General features: G+C 46.4%; 20 protein-coding genes (1 of these 20 only partly in view). 19 read left to right on the top strand and 1 reads right to left on the bottom strand.

Going from position 1 to position 22,534, the window contains the following annotated elements:
* Positions 1-5 precede the first annotated feature (5 nt).
* From L6439_RS25210 to L6439_RS25165, 10 genes are all read left to right on the top strand, one after another.
* On the top strand, positions 6-1,106 hold the full coding sequence (locus L6439_RS25210; RefSeq protein ID WP_213471257.1) for a glycosyltransferase family protein: 1,101 nt from the start codon (positions 6-8) through the stop codon (positions 1,104-1,106).
* A gap of 201 nt (positions 1,107-1,307) precedes the next feature.
* Positions 1,308-3,137, top strand: coding sequence for an ArnT family glycosyltransferase (locus L6439_RS25205; RefSeq protein WP_213471256.1), 1,830 nt, complete (start codon positions 1,308-1,310; stop codon positions 3,135-3,137).
* Positions 3,138-3,283: 146 nt separating this feature from the next.
* On the top strand, positions 3,284-3,985 hold the full coding sequence (locus L6439_RS25200) for a glycosyltransferase family 2 protein (RefSeq protein WP_213471255.1): 702 nt from the start codon (positions 3,284-3,286) through the stop codon (positions 3,983-3,985).
* Between the two features lie 10 nt (positions 3,986-3,995).
* Positions 3,996-4,370: a DUF2304 domain-containing protein gene (locus L6439_RS25195; protein WP_213471254.1), complete on the top strand. Its 375-nt coding sequence runs from the start codon at positions 3,996-3,998 to the stop codon at positions 4,368-4,370.
* Positions 4,371-4,712 carry an EamA family transporter gene (locus L6439_RS25190; RefSeq protein WP_213471253.1) on the top strand — a complete coding sequence of 114 codons (342 nt, stop codon included), beginning with the start codon at positions 4,371-4,373 and terminating at the stop codon, positions 4,710-4,712.
* A gap of 91 nt (positions 4,713-4,803) precedes the next feature.
* Positions 4,804-5,547 carry a sugar phosphate nucleotidyltransferase gene (locus L6439_RS25185; protein ID WP_213471252.1) on the top strand — a complete coding sequence of 248 codons (744 nt, stop codon included), beginning with the start codon at positions 4,804-4,806 and terminating at the stop codon, positions 5,545-5,547.
* Positions 5,548-5,561: 14 nt separating this feature from the next.
* Positions 5,562-6,110, top strand: coding sequence for a dTDP-4-dehydrorhamnose 3,5-epimerase (gene rfbC, locus L6439_RS25180; protein ID WP_213471251.1), 549 nt, complete (start codon positions 5,562-5,564; stop codon positions 6,108-6,110).
* An 11-nt stretch (positions 6,111-6,121) separates the two neighbouring features.
* Positions 6,122-7,138: a dTDP-glucose 4,6-dehydratase gene (gene rfbB / locus L6439_RS25175; RefSeq protein ID WP_213471250.1), complete on the top strand. Its 1,017-nt coding sequence runs from the start codon at positions 6,122-6,124 to the stop codon at positions 7,136-7,138.
* 3 nt (positions 7,139-7,141) lie between these two features.
* Complete coding sequence (rfbD, locus tag L6439_RS25170) at positions 7,142-7,981, top strand: dTDP-4-dehydrorhamnose reductase (protein ID WP_213471249.1); 840 nt, start codon at positions 7,142-7,144, stop codon at positions 7,979-7,981.
* An 18-nt stretch (positions 7,982-7,999) separates the two neighbouring features.
* A complete protein-coding gene (locus tag L6439_RS25165; RefSeq protein WP_213471248.1) occupies positions 8,000-8,944 on the top strand; it encodes a glycosyltransferase family 2 protein in 945 nt (314 codons plus the stop codon).
* Positions 8,945-9,285: 341 nt separating this feature from the next.
* Here the strand turns inward: L6439_RS25165 and L6439_RS25160 are convergent, their stop codons facing one another.
* On the bottom strand, positions 9,286-10,149 hold the full coding sequence (locus L6439_RS25160) for a class I SAM-dependent methyltransferase (RefSeq protein ID WP_213471247.1): 864 nt from the start codon (positions 10,147-10,149) through the stop codon (positions 9,286-9,288).
* 406 nt (positions 10,150-10,555) lie between these two features.
* Between L6439_RS25160 and L6439_RS25155 the strand changes: the two genes are divergently transcribed.
* The 9 genes from L6439_RS25155 to L6439_RS25120 all read left to right on the top strand — a co-directional run.
* Positions 10,556-11,479, top strand: a complete 924-nt coding sequence (locus tag L6439_RS25155) for a glycosyltransferase family 2 protein (protein WP_213471246.1) — start codon at positions 10,556-10,558, stop codon at positions 11,477-11,479.
* 56 nt (positions 11,480-11,535) lie between these two features.
* Positions 11,536-12,942 (top strand): undecaprenyl-phosphate glucose phosphotransferase, encoded by a 1,407-nt coding sequence (locus tag L6439_RS25150; protein ID WP_213471245.1) that lies wholly within the window; start codon positions 11,536-11,538, stop codon positions 12,940-12,942.
* Positions 12,943-13,083: 141 nt separating this feature from the next.
* Positions 13,084-13,215, top strand: a complete 132-nt coding sequence (locus L6439_RS29390) for a hypothetical protein (protein ID WP_269155955.1) — start codon at positions 13,084-13,086, stop codon at positions 13,213-13,215.
* 190 nt (positions 13,216-13,405) lie between these two features.
* Positions 13,406-14,110 carry a heptaprenylglyceryl phosphate synthase gene (gene pcrB, locus L6439_RS25145; protein WP_237096640.1) on the top strand — a complete coding sequence of 235 codons (705 nt, stop codon included), beginning with the start codon at positions 13,406-13,408 and terminating at the stop codon, positions 14,108-14,110.
* A 148-nt stretch (positions 14,111-14,258) separates the two neighbouring features.
* Positions 14,259-16,625, top strand: a complete 2,367-nt coding sequence (pcrA, locus tag L6439_RS25140; protein WP_213471243.1) for a DNA helicase PcrA — start codon at positions 14,259-14,261, stop codon at positions 16,623-16,625.
* 103 nt (positions 16,626-16,728) lie between these two features.
* Positions 16,729-18,741: an NAD-dependent DNA ligase LigA gene (gene ligA, locus L6439_RS25135; RefSeq protein WP_213471294.1), complete on the top strand. Its 2,013-nt coding sequence runs from the start codon at positions 16,729-16,731 to the stop codon at positions 18,739-18,741.
* A gap of 313 nt (positions 18,742-19,054) precedes the next feature.
* Positions 19,055-19,621 (top strand): alpha-amylase family glycosyl hydrolase, encoded by a 567-nt coding sequence (locus tag L6439_RS25130; protein WP_237096639.1) that lies wholly within the window; start codon positions 19,055-19,057, stop codon positions 19,619-19,621.
* Positions 19,622-19,625: 4 nt separating this feature from the next.
* The gene (locus L6439_RS25125) at positions 19,626-21,365 is read left to right on the top strand and encodes a carbohydrate-binding module family 20 domain-containing protein (protein WP_237096638.1); all 1,740 of its coding nucleotides are present in this window, start codon (positions 19,626-19,628) and stop codon (positions 21,363-21,365) included.
* A gap of 295 nt (positions 21,366-21,660) precedes the next feature.
* Positions 21,661-22,534, top strand: the 5' portion of a protein-coding gene (locus L6439_RS25120) for an ABC transporter permease (protein ID WP_213471242.1). 227 nt of this gene lie beyond the right edge of the window; the window shows 874 of its 1,101 coding nt (coding positions 1-874); its start codon is at positions 21,661-21,663; its stop codon lies beyond the right edge, outside the window.

Raw genomic sequence — 22,534 nt, 5'->3', positions numbered from 1 at the left:
AAAAAATGATAATATTTACGTCTATTTGTGCGAATTATATACATAAAGCTCGTACATTAGCTAAATCAGTAAAAGAGAATATCTCGGATGCTATTTTTGTAGTTTGTTTAGTAGAACGTGAAATTTTACCGCAATATGAATATCCTGACTTTGATCATATTGTTTTGGCAAATGACGCCTGGGAAGGTAATTTTAATCGTTTTATATTTAAACATGCGATTGTTGAGGCTTCGACTGCAGTCAAAGGGCAATTTTTTAGATATTTGTACAAGACATTCCCTGATGAGAAACAGTTTGTATATCTTGATCCAGATATCTATGTATACTCTGATTTTGTAGAATTAAGAGCTCTTTTAAATGATCGCCCGATTGTCGTATGTCCTCATTTGCTCGATCCCGGAAATATTGATATGGAGCTCTCGAGTACTGCTCATGGTGTATACAATTTGGGATTTTTAGGCGTTAATCGAAGTGATGAGGCAGAAAAATTTATTAACTGGTGGGCAGAACGTCTATACCTATTTTGCTATGACGATATTGCTAATGGAATTTTTACTGACCAGAAATGGATTGATCTAGCTCCTTGTTTTTTCGATGTTGAAATATTCAAACATAGAGGGTATGATTTTGCCCCTTGGTCACTGCTTAACTGTGAAATGACTGAAGAAAATGGGGAGATTTATATCAAGGGGGATCCGTTGCGATTTATTCATTTTTCGGGGTATGGAGATTCCGCAAAAAAATGTATGAGAGAATGGCTTCCTGAAGGGGAGCATCTGTTTAAAAAACTTTACGCTAAATACTCTGAAATTCACGAATTTAATAATTCAGATAATATTTCAAAAACGAAATGGTCATATAGTTGCTATTCTTCGGGAGAAAAAATCGATGATGCGATCAGAGCATCATATCGCAAAGACTATGATGTGATGTTTAGCGTAGAAGATCCCTTTGAGTTAAGCAATGCATACTTTATGGGGAGATTACAAGTTGGTAAAACTATTAGTAAGTCAAAAAAATTAGTTACTAAATCTGTCTATATTATACGCTCTCAAGGTGTAGGGGGGTTCTTTAAGAAGGTATTTAAGAAATTATTCACTACCTAAATGAGATAGGAATAGTGTAAACCAAACGTTTATAGGTTGGACAGTATTAATATCTTTAATATATGTTAAGGTAGTAAAGTCAAAATAAAAGACGCGCTTAGGACAAATTCTCTTCAAACTAGAGTTTGAATTAGCTGTTTTTTATAGGAACCTGACTTCATTAAAAATTATGTTGAACTGTTTATCGGAGGATAATACTTTATGTTGCAGGGTTTACGTAGTAGAGATAAAAAAGAATTTTTTGTAAAGTTCTTGATTATCTTAATCTTTTCCCTGGCTTTAATGATACGCTTCTATTCTGTTGACATTACGAGGGAGTTGAGACCCGGGAGCGATGAATTAGTTTATCATTATGCTGCGGAAAGTTTGTTGAAATACGGAACATTAATATATGACCGCGATGGTGAAATGTTTTATGGAAAACAAGAATTAAAACCTACTGCAGTCATACCACCTGGATATCCAATTTACGTTGCCATAATTTATAAGTTGTTTAATCATTCAACTCAGGCAGTTCTCTTTTCCCAACTTATTCTTAGCATGATTTGCCTTTTTCTTATTTATAAGATACTCAAATTGCTAAATGTTAAGACACCGTATGTTCTGGTCACATTACTACTTGCATCAGTGTACCCTGGATTTTTATACAATATTGAACGAATGCTTACAGAACAATTGTTTACTACATTGTTAATTGCATTTGTTTATGTTTTTCTTAAGGGCACACAGAATAACAACATCTATTTGATTATTATTTCCGCCATTCTATTTAGTTCTGCAACGCATGTTCGCCCTTTGGCATTTCCTTTCATAGTTTTAGTGCTTTTTTTCTTTATTATTTATGAAAGGAATGATAAGAAGTATATTTTTAGAAATATAGTTGTTTTTTTGGGGATTTTACTTTTGTTTATGCTGCCTTGGTGGTTCAGAAATTGGATTACATTTGAAAAATTCATTTTGTTTTCAGAGTCCGGAGATAACGCCGAGGTTTGGGGGGCCGTCCCCTACTTTATTGATATGGGTTCTGTGTCTAATCTGCCTTTAAGAACTATATTAGACAATAATATTAATTCGAATCCATGGGTGTACTATAAATGGAGAATTTTCGGATTTTTTCAATATATGTGGGGAGATCTTTGGGATGAAAATCTTGTTCACCCACACTTTCTTTTAAGGCCATTCATTATACTCCAGCAAGTATTAGTAGTTCCATGCATTGCATTAATTCCATTAATAATTAGAAATTGTAAGAGAGAAATTATTTTTATTTCATGTGTTCCTATAGCTTTTACTCTTATGAATCTACCATTTCATGGATTACCACGTTATGTATACCCGTCAGTCCCATTTGTTTTTATATTGGCAGCTGTTTTATTCGAAAAAATCGGGAATAAATTGAAGCCAAGCAATGATGGATCAACGAGGGCTGATTTTTATTTGTATGGATGGCAGCGTGTGATTAATTTATATATGCAAAGGTGTTATTTGATTTTTTCCGTGTTTTTTTCAATAGTTTTACTTTACAGTGTTTATATCTTTGCTTATGGTATAAACGAAGAGATGTCAGAGTATCGTTTGAGTAGATATATGGGGACATCTGCTCAGTTGTTACAATCAAAAGAGATTGTATCATCAAAAAAATATAATGGGGATGAACTATCACTAGAGAATGCAAGCTTATCTTTTAATAATTTCTATAAGAATGACGTAAATGCCCCAGCCATTATTAGGCTTGAAGTGGAGAATAAAGATAATCCTGATAATAATGCTAACATTGCTTCCGAAATTACTCTTAACATTCAGGGTGGTTACCCGTTTGATTATATGACAATATACTGGACTGGGAATAACACACCTGAAATTACGGAAAATAGTGTCTATAAATTCCCTATTAATGCTTTCCAAAAAAAACATAAAATTTTTATTGATGACGATGTACATTCATTAATGATTGTACCAGTAGTTTTTAGGGGTGGGGAATTTAAAGTAGATTCCATCGAAGTGATGAAATACAATGTTGAACAGAGATAGAGAAATAAAACCGGTTGTACGCCACAATCGGTTTTATTCTATGTAAAACCAGGTCTATCTCAAATTGACTGTTGTTACATATTGAGGGATTTTCTTGTTTTCTTGACTTATTCACTGCTCAGTCTAGCATCAAGGAGGGCTTCTTTTTGAAAATTTTATTGATAATACCCGCATATAATGAGGAGAATAACATTAAAAACTTAGTAAATAAAATATACTCAATTTGTGGGGAGGCAGTGGATATATTAGTCATTAATGATTGTTCTGTAGATGAAACTAAGTCCATCTGTGAGAAAATGGGTGTACTAACAATAAATTTACCTTGCAATTTAGGAATTGGTGGGGCTGTACAGACAGGGTATAAATATGCTGCCCAACATGGTTATGATATTGCGATTCAAGTAGACGGAGATGGACAGCATAAACCTGAGTATATAATGGCTCTCGTTTCCACAATTATAGAGGACAATGCAGATATGATTATTGGTTCTCGTTTTATCAATAAAGAGGGGTTTCAGTCAACACTAATGAGGAGAGCAGGTATCGCTTATTTTACATACTTGTTGAAAATTTTATCCAAAGAAAAAATTACAGATCCTACTTCTGGTTTTAGAGCATGTAATAGAAAGGTGATTGGTACTTTTGCAAAAAGGTATCCGGTAGATTATCCAGAACCCGAATCAATAATGTATCTATTACGAAATGGTTATCGTATTAAGGAAGTGCCGGTAATTATGCAAGAAAGAATGGGAGGAAGGTCTTCAATTACTACGCTAAAGTCTATTTATTATATGATAAAGGTATCTTTAGCTATTTTAATTGATAGATTTAGAAAACAAATAGTTTAGAGGTTATGGTATGATATCACTAAAATTACAAGTAATATTAATAGTCGGAGCGATAATTTGTGCCTTGTTCCTATTTAATTTAATAAAGAAATATAGATTAGAGTTAAAGTATACAATGTTGTGGTTGATTTTGATGTTTATTATACTTACTATATCCATTTTTCCAGATTTAATTGGGCTTCTTGCGCGAACGATGGGAATCGAACTACCTGTGAATGCTTTGTTTTTACTAGTTTCGTTTAGCTCCTTTGCGATTTTATTTTCAATGACAATTACTGCATCCAGGTCTGCGACAAAAATAAAAGAACTTTCACAAGAGTTAGGGCTATTAAAATTAGAGGTAAGTCGTTTGTCAGAAGAACTGCGGGTAAAGGAGAATAAATAAATGAATGCACTTCTTCTGCTTATGAATATTTTTATGCTCGTAGCTGGCCAGGTTTTTTTTAAGATGGGTTTAGACAAAATGGGTGGAGTTACTTTGGTCACTTCTTGGAAAGCATTATTTATACCACATATCCTATTAGGATTATTTTTATATATTTTAGCAACTTTAGTATGGTTTGTTGTTCTTTCTAGAATGTCATTAAGCACAGCGTATCCGATCTCGAGTTTAGCATATGTCTTTGGCATGATAGTTGCTCTTATTGTGTTTAAAGAACCTGTATCCTTAACAAAATGGATAGGCGCAGGCATCATTATCATTGGTGTAATAGTGATATCAAAATAAAATATTTAAGAGTTTGCTCTTATTTAGGGATTTAATGAAAGTTAATTTTAGTAGGTTGATCTCAATACTAACTTAGTAAGGATGGATAGATATGAAAGGAATTATTCTATCAGGAGGTACTGGCTCTCGCCTCTACCCCTTAACAAAAGTAACTAATAAACATTTATTGCCAGTAGGTAAGTATCCAATGATATTTCACGCAGTAAATAAATTAAAGCAAGCTAAAATCGATGATATCCTAATCGTCACCGGCAAAGAACATATGGGTGATGTCGTCAACCTCCTTGGCAGTGGCAGCGAGATGGGAGTATGTTTTACTTATAAAGTCCAGGATGAGGCTGGAGGTATTGCACAAGCCCTTGGTTTGGCTGAACAATTCGTAGGCGACGATCAAATGGTCGTTATCCTGGGGGATAATGTCTTCGCAGATGATATTACCCCATATGTGGATAATTTCCGAGATCAAAAAAAGGGTGCCAAAATACTTCTTCAGGAAGTTCACGATCCGAAGCGTTATGGTGTAGCAGAGCTGAAGGGTGATCATATCATCTCGATTGAGGAAAAGCCGAAAGAACCTAAAAGTAATTACGCTGTAACAGGTATCTATATGTTTGACTCCAGTGTGTTTGACATTATCAAAACGCTTAAGCCATCAGGCCGGGGTGAACTTGAAATTACTGATGTAAATAATGCCTATATAAAGCGGAATGAGCTTACTTTCGATATTTTTCAAGGTTGGTGGACGGATGCTGGGACTCATGCATCGCTTGCGCGTGCCAACGAACTCGCCAAAGATATTACTTTCGGTGAAGAGTTCGGGAAATTAAAGCTGTAAGGAGAGAGGGACGTATGAGAATTGAAACATTATCTCTGTCCGGCGCTTATGTTATAGAACCGGTGCTCCATGGTGACCGCCGGGGCTTTTTTATGGAAAGCTATAATGAGGAGAAATTAAAGGAACAGGGGATTTCATTCAATTTTATTCAGGATAATCAATCCCTTTCTGCTGAAGCAGGTGTGATAAGAGGATTGCATTATCAACTTAATCCCAAGGCTCAGACAAAGCTAGTGAGAGTGATTTCCGGAGCAATCTATGATGTCATTGTTGATATTCGCAAAAATTCCCCGACACTTGGGCAGTGGGTTGGGGTAATATTAAGCGAGCATAACCATCGCCAGCTTTTGGTGCCTAAGGGGTTTGCCCATGGTTTTTGCACGCTCGTCCCTGATACGCAAGTCTTGTATAAAGTTGATGAATATTATTCCCCTGAACATGATCGAGGGATTCTGTGGAATGACCCTGCTTTGAATATTGACTGGCCAACCTCAAATCCGATATTGTCTGATAAGGATAAAATACATCCTACTCTTAAAGAAGCAGAAATTAATTTTGAATAGGAGATATTTGAATGAGATTAATCGTAACTGGTGGAGCAGGATTTATCGGAAGTAACTTTGTCATTTACATGCTGAACAAATACCCGAAATACAAAATAGTAAACGTTGACGCATTAACTTACGCAGGTAATCTTGAGAACTTGAGTGAAATCCAAGACAACCCAAATTATTGCTTCGTTAAAGCAGATATTGCGGATCCTCAAGCGATGGAGAAGTTGTTTGGCGAAGGTGTAGACGTGGTTGTCAACTTTGCGGCGGAATCCCACGTTGATCGGAGTATTCTTGACCCTGAAATATTTGTGAAGACAAATGTATTAGGAACGCAAGTACTTCTGGATGCTGCAAAAAAATATCGGATCACCAAGTTCGTTCAAATATCTACGGATGAAGTTTACGGTTCCCTTGGGGAAACGGGGTTGTTTTCTGAAACGACACCCCTGGCACCTAATAGTCCATATTCGGCTAGTAAGGCCGGAGGAGATTTGCTGGTACGAGCTTATCATGAGACTTTTGGTCTCCCTGTGAATATCACTCGTTGTTCGAATAACTATGGACCCTATCAATTCCCTGAAAAATTGATTCCATTAATGATTGCCAATGCCTTGAATGATAAACAACTTCCAATTTATGGGGATGGACTTAATGTTCGCGACTGGTTGTATGTCGAGGATCATTGCAGCGCCATTGATTTGGTTATTCATAAAGGTCGCGATGGGGAAGTATACAATATAGGTGGGAATAATGAACGGACGAACACTCACATTGTTCGAACCATTCTCGAGCAACTCGGAAAGCCGGAATCGTTAATCAAATATGTGGAAGACCGGCTCGGTCATGACCGCCGCTATGGAATTGATGCGACCAAGATTACGATTGATCTTGGCTGGAAGCCGAAGCATACCTTTGAGACAGGGATTAAAGAAACGATTGAATGGTATTTGAACAACCGAACATGGTGGGAGAGAATACAGTCCGGAGCATACCAAACCTATTATGAAAAACAATACGGGGTACGGCTGGGGGAGTAAGGGATGAAAGTACTCGTAACAGGCGCTAATGGGCAGTTAGGGGCGGACGTAGTCCGCCTTTTTGCTGAAAAAGGACATCTTGTAATAGGTATGGGAAGATCGGAATTAGATATTACGGACGAGAAGCGATGCCGAGACATTATTACTGAATTGCAGCCAGAGGCTGTCATTCATTGTGCGGCGTATACCGCGGTCGACCATGCAGAAACGGATCAAGATAATGCCTACCTGGTGAACGCCATGGGAACAAGAAATATTGCTGCAGCAGCAGAGCATGTGAAAGCCAAAGTTTGTTATATTAGCACAGACTACGTATTTGACGGCAATAGCGCAAGCCCCTATTATGAATATGACAATACTAATCCATTAACCGTATACGGAAAATCGAAGCGAGCGGGGGAACAATTGGTTCAGTCTCTAAGTTCCCGTTGGTTTATTGTAAGAACGTCCTGGGTGTATGGAGCTTCAGGCAGTAATTTTGTCAAAACGATGTTAAAGCTTGGTGCTGAACGCGATTCCTTACAAGTCGTCAATGACCAATGGGGCTCGCCGACATACACGTGTGATTTGTCGTTCTTTTTGGAAGAACTAATTGCAACTGAAAAGTACGGCATTTATCACGCTTCGAATACGGGAATATGTACATGGTATGAATTTGCCAAAGCCATTTTTGAAGAGGTCAAGATAACTGTCAAGGTTGACCCATGTACGACAGAGCAATTCCCGCGTCCGGCTCCACGGCCTCGTTATTCAGCTTTGGACCCGATGGCCATTCGAGTGAATGGCTTTACGCCGATTCGGCACTGGCGAGAAGCCTTGCGTGATTACTTACATCGACATTGAAATTGGAAGTGAATGAGTATGGGAGAGCAGCGAGACAAAGTTCAGATTCTTGTTTCTACTTATAACGGGGAGAAGTATTTGGCTGAGCAGCTTGATAGTCTCTTGCAGCAGACTCACTCCCATTTCTTCATTACCATACGTGATGACGGTTCATCTGATAGTACAACAGCAATTATTAGCGAATATGTCTCTCATTATCCCCATAAAATCGAGGCTTTTTATGAGAAAAACGTAGGAGTCGTTGCTAGTTTTTTTGAGCTTCTTACTTATCATGTTCATCAGGACACGAACTATGTATGCTTCTGTGATCAGGATGATGTATGGATGCCAGATAAGCTGGAGAGAGGCATACAGACATTAAGTCTTTGTTCCGACGGACTACCTATGATGTATTTAACTCCTACGCTCATGGTGGATCATACGCTGAAGCCGCTTAACTGTTGGCCCCCGTTTCCAAAGAAAGGCCCCTCTTTTTTTAATGCATTGGTTGAAAATATTGCAGTTGGTGCTACGATCATGCTTAACCGTCCGGCAATTGATTTAATGCAGCGCAATATGCCTTCTCCCCAAAATATCGTTATGCATGATTGGTGGGCGTATTTGGTTGTATCTGCCTTTGGCAAAGTCATTTATGATGAGAAACCAAGCATTTACTATCGGCAGCATCAAGGCAACGTTGTAGGTGGTCAAAATGGTCTTAAAAATGCTTTGAGTAAGAAGTGGAAAAACTACCTGAAGCAATGTCGGGAAAAAACCTATTGGAAGCAGGCAAAAGAGTTCGAACGTTGCTTGGGGGGACAACTTCCTTTTGAGATAAAACTTGAATTAAACCGCTTCCTGATTCCGAATCAGGGGATTTTTAGAAGGATAAAATATGCAATGACTTCACATTTATACCGACAGGCAATGTTAGATAATATCGTAATTCGACTTATGATAATTAAAGGTGATATACATAGATGAGAGATATATCTATATCATCACAGATTACTTCTCCATCTTTGAATAGAAATTTCTTTAACGAAACGTAAGTTGTTGGTCATTCGGGTATTTTTTACTCTGTAATGTTCGCACTATTATATGCAGTAAGCGCTATGGAAAGTTGATATTTCAGCCTTGTACGAAATGGTTGATCTGTAAAGATAATGTAAGTGTATCTTCTATATTCAGATAAAACCCGATTTATCTTTCTCATGATCATCCGCTCCTCATCCTTACTCTGATTCAAAGAAAAATGACCCCAAGGCGGCAAAAAATGTCGTCCTTGTGGGTCGCAGTCAACATATTCCTTTGATGCACTTAAACTAACTATTTTTTTTGAAATAAAAACAACCAATGTCTTCAGGGAAAATACCCTTAATTAGCAAAGAGATCTTAATGAGAGGGCTGATAATATCGGCATATTTTTTCAGACTATTATCCATTAGGATACGACTTTTAATATCTGTGGAATCAATACTTTCAAGTTTATGATAATCAACAAGTTTAAAATTATTCTTTTCGAAAACTTTTTTCAAACTTTTATGATTAAAATAATAAAAATGAGGACTATGGAAATTAAATTGCCAGAGTCTGTTCATAAAAGATGTTATACCCAATTTGTAAAAGACACTTCCCATCCTGTAAAAGAAACCGGTATGCAGAGGTATGTTGACTACTACATATCCACCATCCTTCAGTCTTTTATAACAATTTTCAACTACAAAGTTTATGTCAGGGATATGTTCTAATACATCATTGAAGATGATAAAATCATACAATTCCTCATTAACTAGGTCATTAGGAAAAAAACCTCTTACCATTTGGTGACCTTTGTTAACGCAAAAGTTAAACATCTCTTCTTCTGGCTCTATTCCGACACAGTCTATTCCATTTTTCTTGGCAATGTCCAAGAACCATCCATACCCATTCCCAACTTCCAAACCCGCTATTTGCCCTGATTTTTCGGTGATTGTTTTTAATCTATCAATTATTATTGAAAAATTACTATAACGTAAACTTTCCAATGCCTTAAAACGGGTTTTTTCATCTAGTTCAGAAATAAAGCTATGGTTAAACCGTACATCAGGTGCGAAAAATAATTCGCATTTTTTGCAGTAATATACATCATTGGTCAATCTCATTCTAATGTTTGCATCTGACTTACACACACTGCATGTTGAACTCAAGATAATACCTTCTTTCAATGATTTAGTTTAAAGTACCTAATTCATAACACGGTAAAGTTAAATCTACAATAATAAATTGTCGAAGAGGCGTTGGTGCAGCGATAGTTTTGGTATGTGAATACGATTAGAATAAGTTATAAAAATTAAAGTGATGTAAATAAAAAGGTGCCTATGTAGAATTTTATTATACTATGTTAAGCTTTTTTCGTGAATCATTATAAGTTATCCTAGAATAAGAGTTGTGTGCACTATTTAAAAGTTCGTTTATATAAATAAAAAATTTTATAAAAGCTAACTTAGCCAAATACATTATACTAACCTTCATGTTGGAACTGTCACTGTTACTATACCACCACTCTATTGGATAATCTCGTCGACATGTCGTTTTTAGAGGAGATATTTTAAAATGATAGATTTGTCCATTATTATCATCAACTATAATACGAAACAACTAACTCTTAACTGCATAGAGTCCGTCTACCAATCGGTAACGGACTTTCAGTATGAAGTCATCCTTATAGACAACGCTTCCCGCGACGATTCGGTACAAGTCTTCCGTCAGCAATGTCCGCAGGCCGAGCTTATCGCAAACGAACAAAACTTAGGTTTCTCTAAGGCGAATAATCAAGGCATAAAAATAGCGAAAGGCCGCTATGTTCTTCTTCTTAATTCCGATACGGTGATCCAACCGGATACGCTCGATGTGATGATTCGGTTCATGGATGAACATCCAGAAGTCGGAGCATCGGGCTGCAAAGTCGTGTTGCCCGACGGATCGCTGGATAAGGCATGCCGCAGGGGATTCCCTACGCCGGCGGCCACGTTCTTCTATGTGTCCCGCTTATCGAAGCTGTTCCCGAAGAATCCGAGAATCAATGCGTATCATCGCGAAGACTTGGACCCCGACGAGGCCTATCCGATCGACTGTTTAATCGGGGCTTTTATGATGGTTAGACGCGAGGCGATCGATCAGGTCGGCATGCTGGACGAGCAATTCTTTATGTATGGGGAAGATGTCGACTGGTGCTACCGGATCAAGCAGGCGGGATGGGTGAATTATTACTACCCGAAGACCCGGATCATTCATTACAAACGGGCCAGCAGCCGGAATAAACCGTATAAGATTACGTATGAATTTCATAGGGCGATTTACGTGCTTTACAATAAGCATTTTAAGAAAAAATATCCGTTCTGGGTGACTGCGCTCATGTATGCCGGGATAGGGGCAAAGCTGGGACTCGCGATGCTCATGAATGTATTGGCCCGGGCAGGAGCGTCTCTACGTCCGTCGAAGCCAGCCTATGCCAACAAAAAGGATATATCGTCTTAACCTTATTGCCGAATCCTAGTATAATGGGGCTAGGTCTAGGAAAAAGAGGGTTGCATATGCTCCGCAAAAATCAAAGTTTTCTGTCGAAGTTGTATATGATATTCGACGTCCTGATCATCGCGTTAGCGTTTGGGATGGCTTGGTGGATAAAGTTTATAAGCGGATGGCTGGAAAACGACAGCGCGCTTCCCTATTCTACATATGTCGCTTGGGGCGGGATCTATGCGGTGATCGTGCTTCTGGTCGGCGCGATGTCTTCATTGTATCATTTTCATCGGAAAAAGCGGTTCGCTGATCAGCTTCTCCGCATTATCCAAACGCATGCTATCAGTTTATTTATCTTGCTTGGGATGTTGTTCTTTTTCAAGCAGGTTCACATCTCCCGTGAATTTTTGGCCATCTTTATTACGGCGGCCACGATAGGAACCGTTATTTATCGATATACGGTCAAGGTGATGCTGCGTTCCTTGCGGCAGAAGGGATACAATAAGCAATATATCGTTATTTTGGGAGCGGGCTCTTTAGGCAAGCGGTTTTATGAAAATTTGCGAAATCATCCGGATATGGGATATGAGGTTATTGGCTTCTTAGACGATCAGGCAGAGTGGGATGCCCTGGAGAAAAAGCGCTATAAGCCCATCCTCGGCACCCTCAACGACCTGGGTCAGTTGCTCAACGATAAGCTCGTGGACGAAGTCATCATCGCGCTTCCGCTGGATGCGCATCACAAGTTCCCGGACATTATCGCGGCTTGTGAAAAGGCGGGGGTACGGACGCTCATCATACCGGACTTCTTCGATTATCTGCCGGCGCGGCCATACTTCGACAACTTTGCCGGGATGCCGATGATCAATGTTCGCGATATTCCGCTTGATGTGCTTCGCAACCGGGTGTTCAAGCGCTGCTTCGATATCGTGTTCTCGCTGATCGCGATTCTCATTGCTTCGCCAGTTATGCTGCTTATCGCCTTGGGCATTAAGCTGACTTCGCCGGGTCCGATTCTGTTCAAGCAGGAGCGGGTGGGGCTGAACCGCCGCACCTTCCACATGTACAAGTTCCGTACGATGAAGGTGAGCTCGGACGCCGTATCGGATACGGTGTGGACGACGGAGAATGATCCGCGGAAGACGAAGTTCGGCAGCTTCCTGCGCAAGACGAGTCTCGATGAGCTGCCGCAATTTTTCAATGTGCTCCTGGGCCATATGAGCGTCGTCGGTCCGCGCCCGGAACGGCCTTTCTTCGTGGAGCAATTCAAGGAAGAGATTCCGAAGTATATGGTCAAGCATCATGTCCGTCCCGGCATTACCGGGTGGGCGCAGAGCAACGGCCTGCGCGGGGACACGTCGATCGAGGAACGCATCCGTTATGATATTTTCTACATTGAGAATTGGTCTTTATTATTCGATATTAAAATCATTTGGAAGACGATTTGGAACGGATTTGTTAATAAAAATGCATACTAAAAGACGACGTACACAACGCATATCTAACCTTACCTCACACGAATGCAACGACCTGGGGTAAGGTTTTTCTGATCCGCGTATATCCCCCGGCAACTTCCGTCCACAATGAGGATATACATAATCTATGGAGGAGTGGACGATATGAACCATCGGGACAAAAGCAACGACACCGATCATCTGGCAACCGGCCGCGGCTGGGTCATTGCGCTGCTGCTAGGGGTGTCGCTGTGGGTGATCATCATCAGCATCGTATACGAAGCGTGTTTTGGCTAAGTCTTACTCCGTTCCGCTCCCTTCAACTTCCCCGTGACTTCCCCCCTCATTTTGATTACAATAGAACAATAAGAACATACATTCTGCCACTAACACGCATCTCTGCTCATTGACACCTCCTGACTGCATTCGTAGACTGAATTTGATACACTAGGAAGAGCAGTTTATTCGAAGCTTGGAGGACAACATCGTGCATACCCCTGTCATTTCAATCGAAGCGTGGCGACACGTGTTCAAATTAGACCCCGACAAAGATATCAGCGACGACGATCTGGACCGCATCTGTCTGTCCGGAACGGACGCGATCGTGGTGGGCGGATCGAGCGGCGTGACGTTCGAGAATACGGTCGAGCTGATGTCGCGGATACGGCGCTATGAGCTGCCGGCCGCGCTGGAGGTGTCGAATCTGGATTCCGTCGTGCCCGGGTTCGACACATATTTGATCCCGATGGTGCTGAACACGCCGAATCCGGACTGGATGGTCGGCCAACATCAGCGTGCGATTCAGCAGTACGGCTATATGATTCCGTGGGAGCTGCTCATCCCGGAAGGCTACATTATACTGAATCCCGAGGCGACCGCGGCCAAGCTGACGGAAGCGGAGACCGGACTGACATCGGCGGAAGCGGGAGCGTATGCGCAGGTGGCGGACAAGCTGATGCGGCTGCCGGTCGTCTATGTCGAGTACAGCGGCACGTATGGCGATATGGAATTGGTTCATCATGTTCGAAAAAACTTAAGCCACGCCCAACTATTCTACGGGGGCGGCATTCGCACGGAGGAGCAGGCCAGGGAGGCGGCGGAAGCGGCAGATACGGTCGTGGTCGGCAACATCGTGTACGACGACGTGGAAGCCGCGCTGCGGACGGTTGAGGCCGTCCGGCTTGTCCCATAAGGCGAGACGCCTTCCTCTCAATTATCGATGACATCAGGTAATGATAGGACAGCATATACAGCCGGTGCTTAGGTGCACCGGCATCCGGCCGCTCACGCTAGCGATCCTAGCAGGCGGTTAGACAGTAAGGTGAAAGGAGCACTTCCTCATGTTTGAATTTCTAGAATCGTCCCGCCCCGGAGTGGATCTCCATGAATCGATAGCGAGACTGAATCCGGAGCAGCGCCGCGCCGTCGAGACGATGGAGGGGCCGCTGCTCATTATGGCCGGCGCCGGCTCCGGCAAGACGCGCGTGCTGACGCACCGCATCGCCTATCTCATCTCGCAGCGCAAGGCGCCGCCTTGGTCCATTCTGGCGATTACGTTCACGAACAAGGCGGCCCGCGAGATGCAGGAGCGGGTCGCGAAGCTTGTCGGCGCGGAAGGCCGCGACATCTGGGTGTCGACATTCCACTCCATGTGCGTGCGTATCCTGCGCCGGGACATCGAGCGGATTGGTTTCACGTCGAACTTCACCATCCTCGACTCGACGGACCAGCTCTCAGTTATCCGGGGCTGCATGAAGGACCTGAACCTTGATACCAAAAAATTCGAGCCCCGCGCCATCCAGGCCGCCATCAGCGGCGCGAAGAACGAGCTGCTCTCGCCGAAGCGGTTCGAGCAGAACATCGGCGACTACTTCCAGGGCGTGGTGGCGAAGGTCTATACGAAATACCAGCAGCGGCTCAAGAGCAACAACGCGCTTGATTTCGACGATCTGATCATGACGACGATCGAGCTGTTCAAGGAAGAGCCGGAGGTGCTCGATTTTTATCAGAATAAATTCAAATATATCCATGTCGACGAGTACCAGGATACGAACCGGGCGCAATACATGCTGTGCCGCATGCTGGCGGACAAGCATCATAATATTTGCGTCGTGGGGGACAGCGACCAGTCGATTTACCGCTGGCGCGGCGCCGACATTACGAATATTTTGAACTTCGAGGAGGACTATCCGGAAGCGACGGTCATCTACCTCGAGCAGAATTACCGTTCGACGGCGAATATATTGAATGCCGCGAACAATGTTATTAACCAGAATACCGGCCGCAAGCCGAAAAAGCTGTGGACCGATCAAGGGGAAGGGCAGTTGATCAAGGTCTACCAGGCCGATTCGGAGCATGATGAAGGCTACTTCGTCACCGGCGAGATCAATAAGAACAAAGCGAACGGGAAATCCTACAGCAAACATGCCATTTTATACCGTACCAACGCGCAGTCCCGGGTAATCGAGGAAATTTTGATAAAATCCGATATTCCGTATCAGATCGTAGGCGGCATCAAGTTCTACGATCGCAAAGAGATCAAAGACATCCTCGGCTACCTTCGCCTTATCTCGAACCCGGACGACGATATCAGCCTGGAGCGCGTTATTAACGTGCCGAAGCGAGGCATCGGCGCGACGACGATGGCCAAGCTGGCGGAAGCGGCGGCCGAGCGGGGAACGTCGATGATGAAGGTGCTCGACGATATGGACGGGCTCGACATCGCGGCGAAGACGAAGGGCGCGCTGCGCGAGTTCTATGCGATGATCGACAGCCTGAACCGGATGGTGGACTATTTATCGGTGACGGAACTGACTGAGAAGATGCTTGAGCTGTCCCAATACCGGCTTGAGCTGCAGCGTGAAAATACTTTGGAATCGAAAGCCCGTCTCGAAAACATCGACGAGTTCTTGTCGGTCACCCAGGAGTTCGAGCAGCGGAATGAAGACAAGTCGCTCGTCGCCTTCTTGACCGACCTGGCGCTGATCGCGGACATCGACTCGATGAACGACGCCCCGGAGGAGCAGGACGATGCGGTCATACTGATGACGATGCACAGCGCCAAGGGGTTGGAGTTCCCATATGTCTTCATCATCGGGATGGAGGAAGGCGTCTTCCCGCACAGCCGGGCCTTCAGCGACAACGAGGAGCTTGAAGAGGAGCGGCGTCTGGCATATGTCGGCATTACGCGGGCCGAGGAGCAGCTTTACTTGACCTGCGCCCGGTCGCGCACGCTGTTCGGCCGGACGAATGCGAATCCGCCGTCCCGGTTCCTGCGGGAGATTCCGGACGAGCTGAAGGAGGATATATCGCCGGCGGGCGCGCGCTACGAGCGCTTCGACCGCTACGGCCGCAGCAATTCCGCGGCTTCCTACGGCGGACGCGGACTCGGCTACAGCGGCGGAGCCAACGGCGGCACATCCACAGGCGGCCTCGGCAGCCGTACCGGCACCGCGGCCAGTCAGCGCACGTCAGCGGTGTCCTCCAAGCCGGGCGGGGTGACCGTGACCTCCGCATTCGACAAGGCGAAGCAGAACGGCGATTCCTCCTACCAGGCCGGGGATAAGGTCGCGCATGCGAAGTGGGGCACCGGCGTCATCGTATCCGTCAAAGGAACGGGCACGGATATGGAACTGCAGATTGCCTTCCCGGCCCCGGTCGGCGTCAAGCGCCTGCTGGCCGCATTCGCTCCGGTAACCAAAGTATAACGTGACAGCGGGCGCTTGCCTGGCTCGAACCTGTTTTCATAACCACCTCATATATGAATAGGAGATAGAAAGGAGTACCTCCGTGACGAACGCACAATCTCGAATGGAACAACTCGTGGCGGAATTGAACCGGTACAATTACCATTACTATACGCTCGACAATCCGGTGATCAGCGACAAGGAATATGATGCCCTGTATGACGAATTGGTCGCCCTGGAAAAAGAAACAGGGTTCATCCACCCCGATTCGCCGACGCAGCGCGTGGGCGGGGAGCTGCTGAAGGGCTTCGCCCCGCACCGCCATCTGGCGCGGCTGTGGAGTCTGGACAAGGCCCAGTCGGCAGACGATCTGTACACCTGGCATCAGCGGGTGCTGCGCCTGATTCAGGATTACAACGCCAAAAATCCGGATCGGGAGCCGTTGCCGGCTCCCACATACGTCGTTGAATTGAAATACGACGGGTTGACGCTCAACCTGACGTATACGGACGGCAAGCTGGTTCAGGCCGCGACGCGGGGCAACGGCACCGTCGGCGAGTCGATTCTGCCGCAAGTAAAGACAATCCGTTCCATTCCATTGACCATTCCGTACAAGGAAGGGACGATAGAGGTACAGGGCGAGGGGCTTATGAATCTGTCCGTGCTGGAGGCGTACAACAAGACCGCCGCCGAGCCGCTCAAAAATGCGCGCAACGCCGCGGCCGGCGCGCTTCGCAACCTGAATCCGCAAGTGACGGCGCAGCGGAAGCTGAACGCGTTCTTTTACAATATCGGTTACGCGGATCGATTGGCCTTCCAGACTCATCAAGAGATGATGGCGTTCTTGAAGGACAATCATTTCAAGGTCAATCCGTATATCTCCTACTTCGATTCGATTGAAGCGGTGCATGCCGAGCTGGAGCAGATCCAGGAACGGCGCACAACGCTCGATTACCTGATCGACGGGGCGGTCGTCAAGATTACCGATATGCGCACCCGGGAGGTCTTGGGCTATACCGACAAATTCCCGCGCTGGGCGATCGCCTTCAAATTCGAGGCGGAGGAGACGACGACCGTCCTGGAAGAGGTCAACTGGGAAGTCGGCCGCACCGGAAAGATCACTCCGGTCGCGCGGGTCGAGCCGGTCGAACTGGCTGGCGTGACTGTCCAGAACTGTACCTTGAACAATATCGGGGACATCGAGCGCAAAAACTTGAAATACGCCCTCGGATCGCGCGTGTTTATCCGGCGTTCCAACGACGTCATTCCGGAGATTCTCGGCAAGGTGACGGAGGAGCAGGATGGGGAAGAGATCGCGTACCCGACGCACTGTCCGTCCTGCGGATCGGAGCTGGAGATGCGCGGGGCCCATCTGTTCTGCAACAACAAGCTGAACTGCAAGCCGCAGATTGTCGGGCGGATCGTGCACTTCGCGTCCCGGGACGCGATGGACATCGAGACGTTCAGCATTATGACGGCCGAGCAGATTTACAATGAGCTGGACGTCCATGATCCGTCGGATCTGTACACGCTGACGTTCGACCAGCTCGTCGGCCTGAACCGGTTCGGAGAGAAGAAGGCGAACAATTTGCTCCAGGCGATCGAAGCGAGCAAGACGCGCGATCTGTCCGCGTTTTTGTTCGCCCTCGGCATCCCGAATACCGGAAAGACGACGACCCGAGCGCTTGCGGAGCATTTCGGCACGCTGGAGGGCGTCATGAACGCGACGCGGGAGGAGCTTATCGCCGTTCCGGATGTCGGAGATATCGTCGCGGACAGCATCGTCTCGTTCTTCGAGGATGAAGTGAACAAGCTGAGCGTCCAGCGCCTGCTCGAATTCGGCGTGCGGCCGCAGCCGATCGAGAAGCCGAAGCCGGTCAGCACGGAATCCTTCTTCTACGGCAAGACGGTCGTCTTGACCGGAACGCTGCATCTCATGACGCGGGAAGAAGCGACCGCGAAGCTGGAAGCGTGCGGCGCCAAAGTAACCGGGAGCGTGTCCAAGAAGACGGATCTCGTCGTCGCCGGCGAGAAGGCCGGCAGCAAGCTGGCGAAGGCAGAGCAATTGGGCATTCCGGTCATTACGGACGAGAATGAGCTGGTCCGCCTCCTGCAAGAGGCAATGCCTGCGGAATAACGACAGCGCAAGCTATACGGTAAGCCCCTTTTCCACCAAGGAAGAGGGGCTCTTTATGCGGAAAAACACATTTACATGAATAACAGATTTATGTAATCATGAGATAAGAAACCATTGAATCAAAATTGTTCCTGAATGCGAGGACAATGCAGAGGCGGAGGTGGTCATTTCAGCACCAGCAAGCTAAGGCGGCATACCGCTCTAGAACGGCATAATCGACTTCACAGCATAAGCAAAAGTAACGGATGCACCACGTATGAATCGCTCAGGCGGAACTTTCCTTTTTCATAATAATAGACAGGGAAGAACCGCTATGAGAGATAACCAGCTTTCCATTACAGGTGAAGAGGTGTCGATCGTGATGACGATGAATCGGTTCATGAAGAAGCTATTCTCTATGTTCTTGGCGCTAGCCCTGATCGTTGGCTATACGGCGGCCTATCCTCTGCCCGCAGACGCCGCGGCGTCCGGACAATCATTAGGGCCGGTAACATCGAAGGATGTCATTTATCAGATTTTGACGGATCGCTTCTATGACGGAGATCCCGCGAACAACATTCCCCCAGGCACACCCCCGGAGCTGTTCAACGATGACAACGGGGATGGACGCGGCGACGGAACCGATCTGAACAAATATCAAGGCGGCGATTGGAAAGGCATCCAGGAGAAAATCCCGTACCTGAAAAATATGGGCATTACGGCGGTGTGGATCTCCGCTCCGTACGAGAACCGGGAGAACCTGATCGCCGGCATGTACGCATCCTATCATGGCTATCATGCGCGGAATTACTTCGCAACCAACCCTCATTTCGGGAAAATGCAGGACTTCACGGCGCTGGTCGATGCGCTCCATGACAAGGGGATCAAGGTGGGTTATTGATTTCGTGACCAACCATTCCGGTCCGCGGCCGGACGGCGACGGCGTGCTGTATGAACCAGATCGCGACAGCTCCGGCCAGTATGTGTTCGACCCGGACGGCAACCCAATCGATTACAACGGCGACGGCAAGGTCGAGAACCGAATCGCCGACATCCTCAACGATACGAACGGCTTTTTCCATCATGAAGGGAACCGGCCGGACAGCGATACATCCCAATTCGGGTACCGGCATAAAGAATTGGCCTCGCTCGCCGACTATTCCCAGGAGAACGGCGTCGTCATCGAACATTTGGAGAAGGCGGGCAAGTTCTGGAAGGCGAAGGGCATTGACGGTTTTCGCCATGATGCCACGCTGCACATGAACCCGGCCTTTGTGAAAGGATTCAAGGATGCGATCGATTCTGCCCCATGCGGTCCGGTGACCCACTTCGGGGAATTTTTCATTGGCCGGCCTGATCCGAAGTATGACGAATACCGAACGTTCCCTGATCGGACAGGCGTCAACAATCTGGACTTCGAATATTACAATGCCAACCGGCAAGCGTTTGGTGACTTCAGCAGAAGCATGAGCGATTTCGGACAAATGCTCGTACAGACGAGCGCGGACTATACGGTAGAAAATCAGGCCGTCACCTTTATCGACAATCATGACGTGTCGCGCTTCCGTTATATCCAGCCGAATGACAAGCCCTATCATGCTTCTCTGGCCGTGCTTCTTACCTCGCGCGGAATCCCGAACCTTTATTATGGCACGGAGCAATATTTGAATCCGGGCCATGGCGGGTCGGATAAAGGCCGCTTGTTCCTGCAGACGGCGGCCCCGGCGTTCAGCGAGCAGACAGTGGCCTACCGCCTTATCGGCAAGCTGTCGGCCCTGCGGCAGTCCAATGACGCCTTGGCATACGGGACGACCGATATTTTGTTCAGCAATGACGATGCGCTCGTCTACAAGCGGCAGTTCTTCGACAAGCAGGTCATTGTCGCCGTGAACCGGCAGCCGGATCGTACCGTATCCATCCCTGCCTTGACGACGACCCTGCCGGTTGGTACCTATGCCGATGCATTGGAGGGCCTGCTGTATGGCCGGACAATGACCGTCGTTGATCAGAACGGAACGCTTCAGATTCCGGCCTTTACGCTCGCTGGCGGCGAAGTCAGCGTCTGGTCGCATAATCCGCCAGCCGATCCTGCGGAACCGCATATCGGCGATGTCGTCTCAACGATGGGGCGTCCAGGGAACACCGTATACATCTATGGCACCGGACTGAGCGGTGGGGCTACCGTTGCATTCGGGTCTCAGCAGGCTGCGGTCGTATCCGCACAGGATAACCGGATTGCGGCCGTGGTGCCGAACGTGCCTGCCGGCGACTACGCGATTACTGTCACGAAAGACGGAAAGACGAGCAACCCGTTCCGGTACCAGGTGCTGGGCGGGGATCAAGTGCAGGTCATTTTCCACGTCAATAAGACGACGCAGCCGGGACAGAATGTCTATGTCGTTGGCGATATTGCCGAACTGGGGGCCTGGAATCCGGACAATGTGCTCGATTCGTTCATGAATCCGAATTATCCGGACTGGTTCCTGCCGGTTAGCGTGCCAGCCGGGGCGGCCTTTCAGTTCAAATTCATCATCAAAGACGCGGCAGGCCATGTCACCTGGGAGGGCGGGGCGAACCGCATGTTTACCGCCACATCAAACCCGACGGGAACAAGCGACACTCCGGTGTACAACTGGCAGCCTTAGACTCGGGTTGGCGGTCATGATTGCAGGGGCGGCTTCAATCCTTGGTTCCCGACATCATCATATTATCGTAGTGTGTTTCCATAACGTAATCTCTATCCATCAGCCTTGGTGCGTTCGGAGCGATCCGGGCATATCAAGGCTTTTTGAGCTGCATCTGGTCCGCATTCCTTTTTGTAACGTTCCGTTCATGATGAGTTCATTTTCATTTTTTATACTGACACGAGCGGGAGAGACACAGGTTGGCTTGGACAGACAGCGTTTTTGGCAGTCCGGCAAGAGAGAAGGAGGGAATAACATGTTTTTAGCGGTGCGGGAATTGAAGCATGCCCGAGCCCGGTTTTTACTGATCGGGTTCATTATGGTCATGATTGCTTCCTTAACATTAATCATCTCCGGTCTGGCGAACGGCCTCTCGGACGATAATGCGTCCGCGATCAAGCGGATGAAGGCGGATTTCATCGTGTACCAGTCCGATACAGAGTTCAAGCTGTCGCGCTCCTCCTTGCCGAGAGAGCGGTTGGCGCAAGTCGCCGAGCAGGACGGCGTGCATGAAGCGACGCCGCTTGCGCAGACGATGCCGACGCTGACCCGGGACGGATCGGAGCGGAAGTCCGATGTGACGTTGTTCGCAATTGATACAAAAGGGATGCTGATGCCTCCGATCGTGGAAGGAGCATCCCCGGTGGTGAACGATGCGCATGAAGTGGTGGTTGACCGCTCTCTGCAAAAAGATGGAGTGAAGCTCGGTGCTACGTTGACCATCCCAGATACGAAGGCAACCTTGAAGGTCGTAGGCTTTGCGGAAGGGCAGACATTCAGTCATACGCCTGTCATCTATATGGATATGAAGAGTATGGATGCAATGATGGACACATTGGGCCGGCAAGCCCCGCCTTATAACGCGATTGCGATAAAAGGGGACCCGTCGGTTCCGGATACGCTGGCTTCCCACATCGACGGCGTCGAGACGGCGACGCTGAAGGAGGCGATGTCAGGCATCCCCGGTTTCAAGGAAGAACAAGGCTCTTTATCGATGATGATCGGTTTCCTCGTCGTCATCGCCGCTTTTGTGCAAGCTGTTTTCTTCTATGTTATTACTTTGCAAAAAACGAATCAGTACGGCATCATCAAGGCGATTGGGGCGAGCACCTCGTACTTGGCGCGGAATC

This window comes from Paenibacillus dendritiformis, from assembly GCF_021654795.1.
Classification (GTDB): Bacteria; Bacillota; Bacilli; order Paenibacillales; family Paenibacillaceae; genus Paenibacillus_B.
The sequence above is the reverse complement of the archived record's forward strand: the minus strand, read 5'-3'. Positions and strand labels throughout refer to the sequence as shown.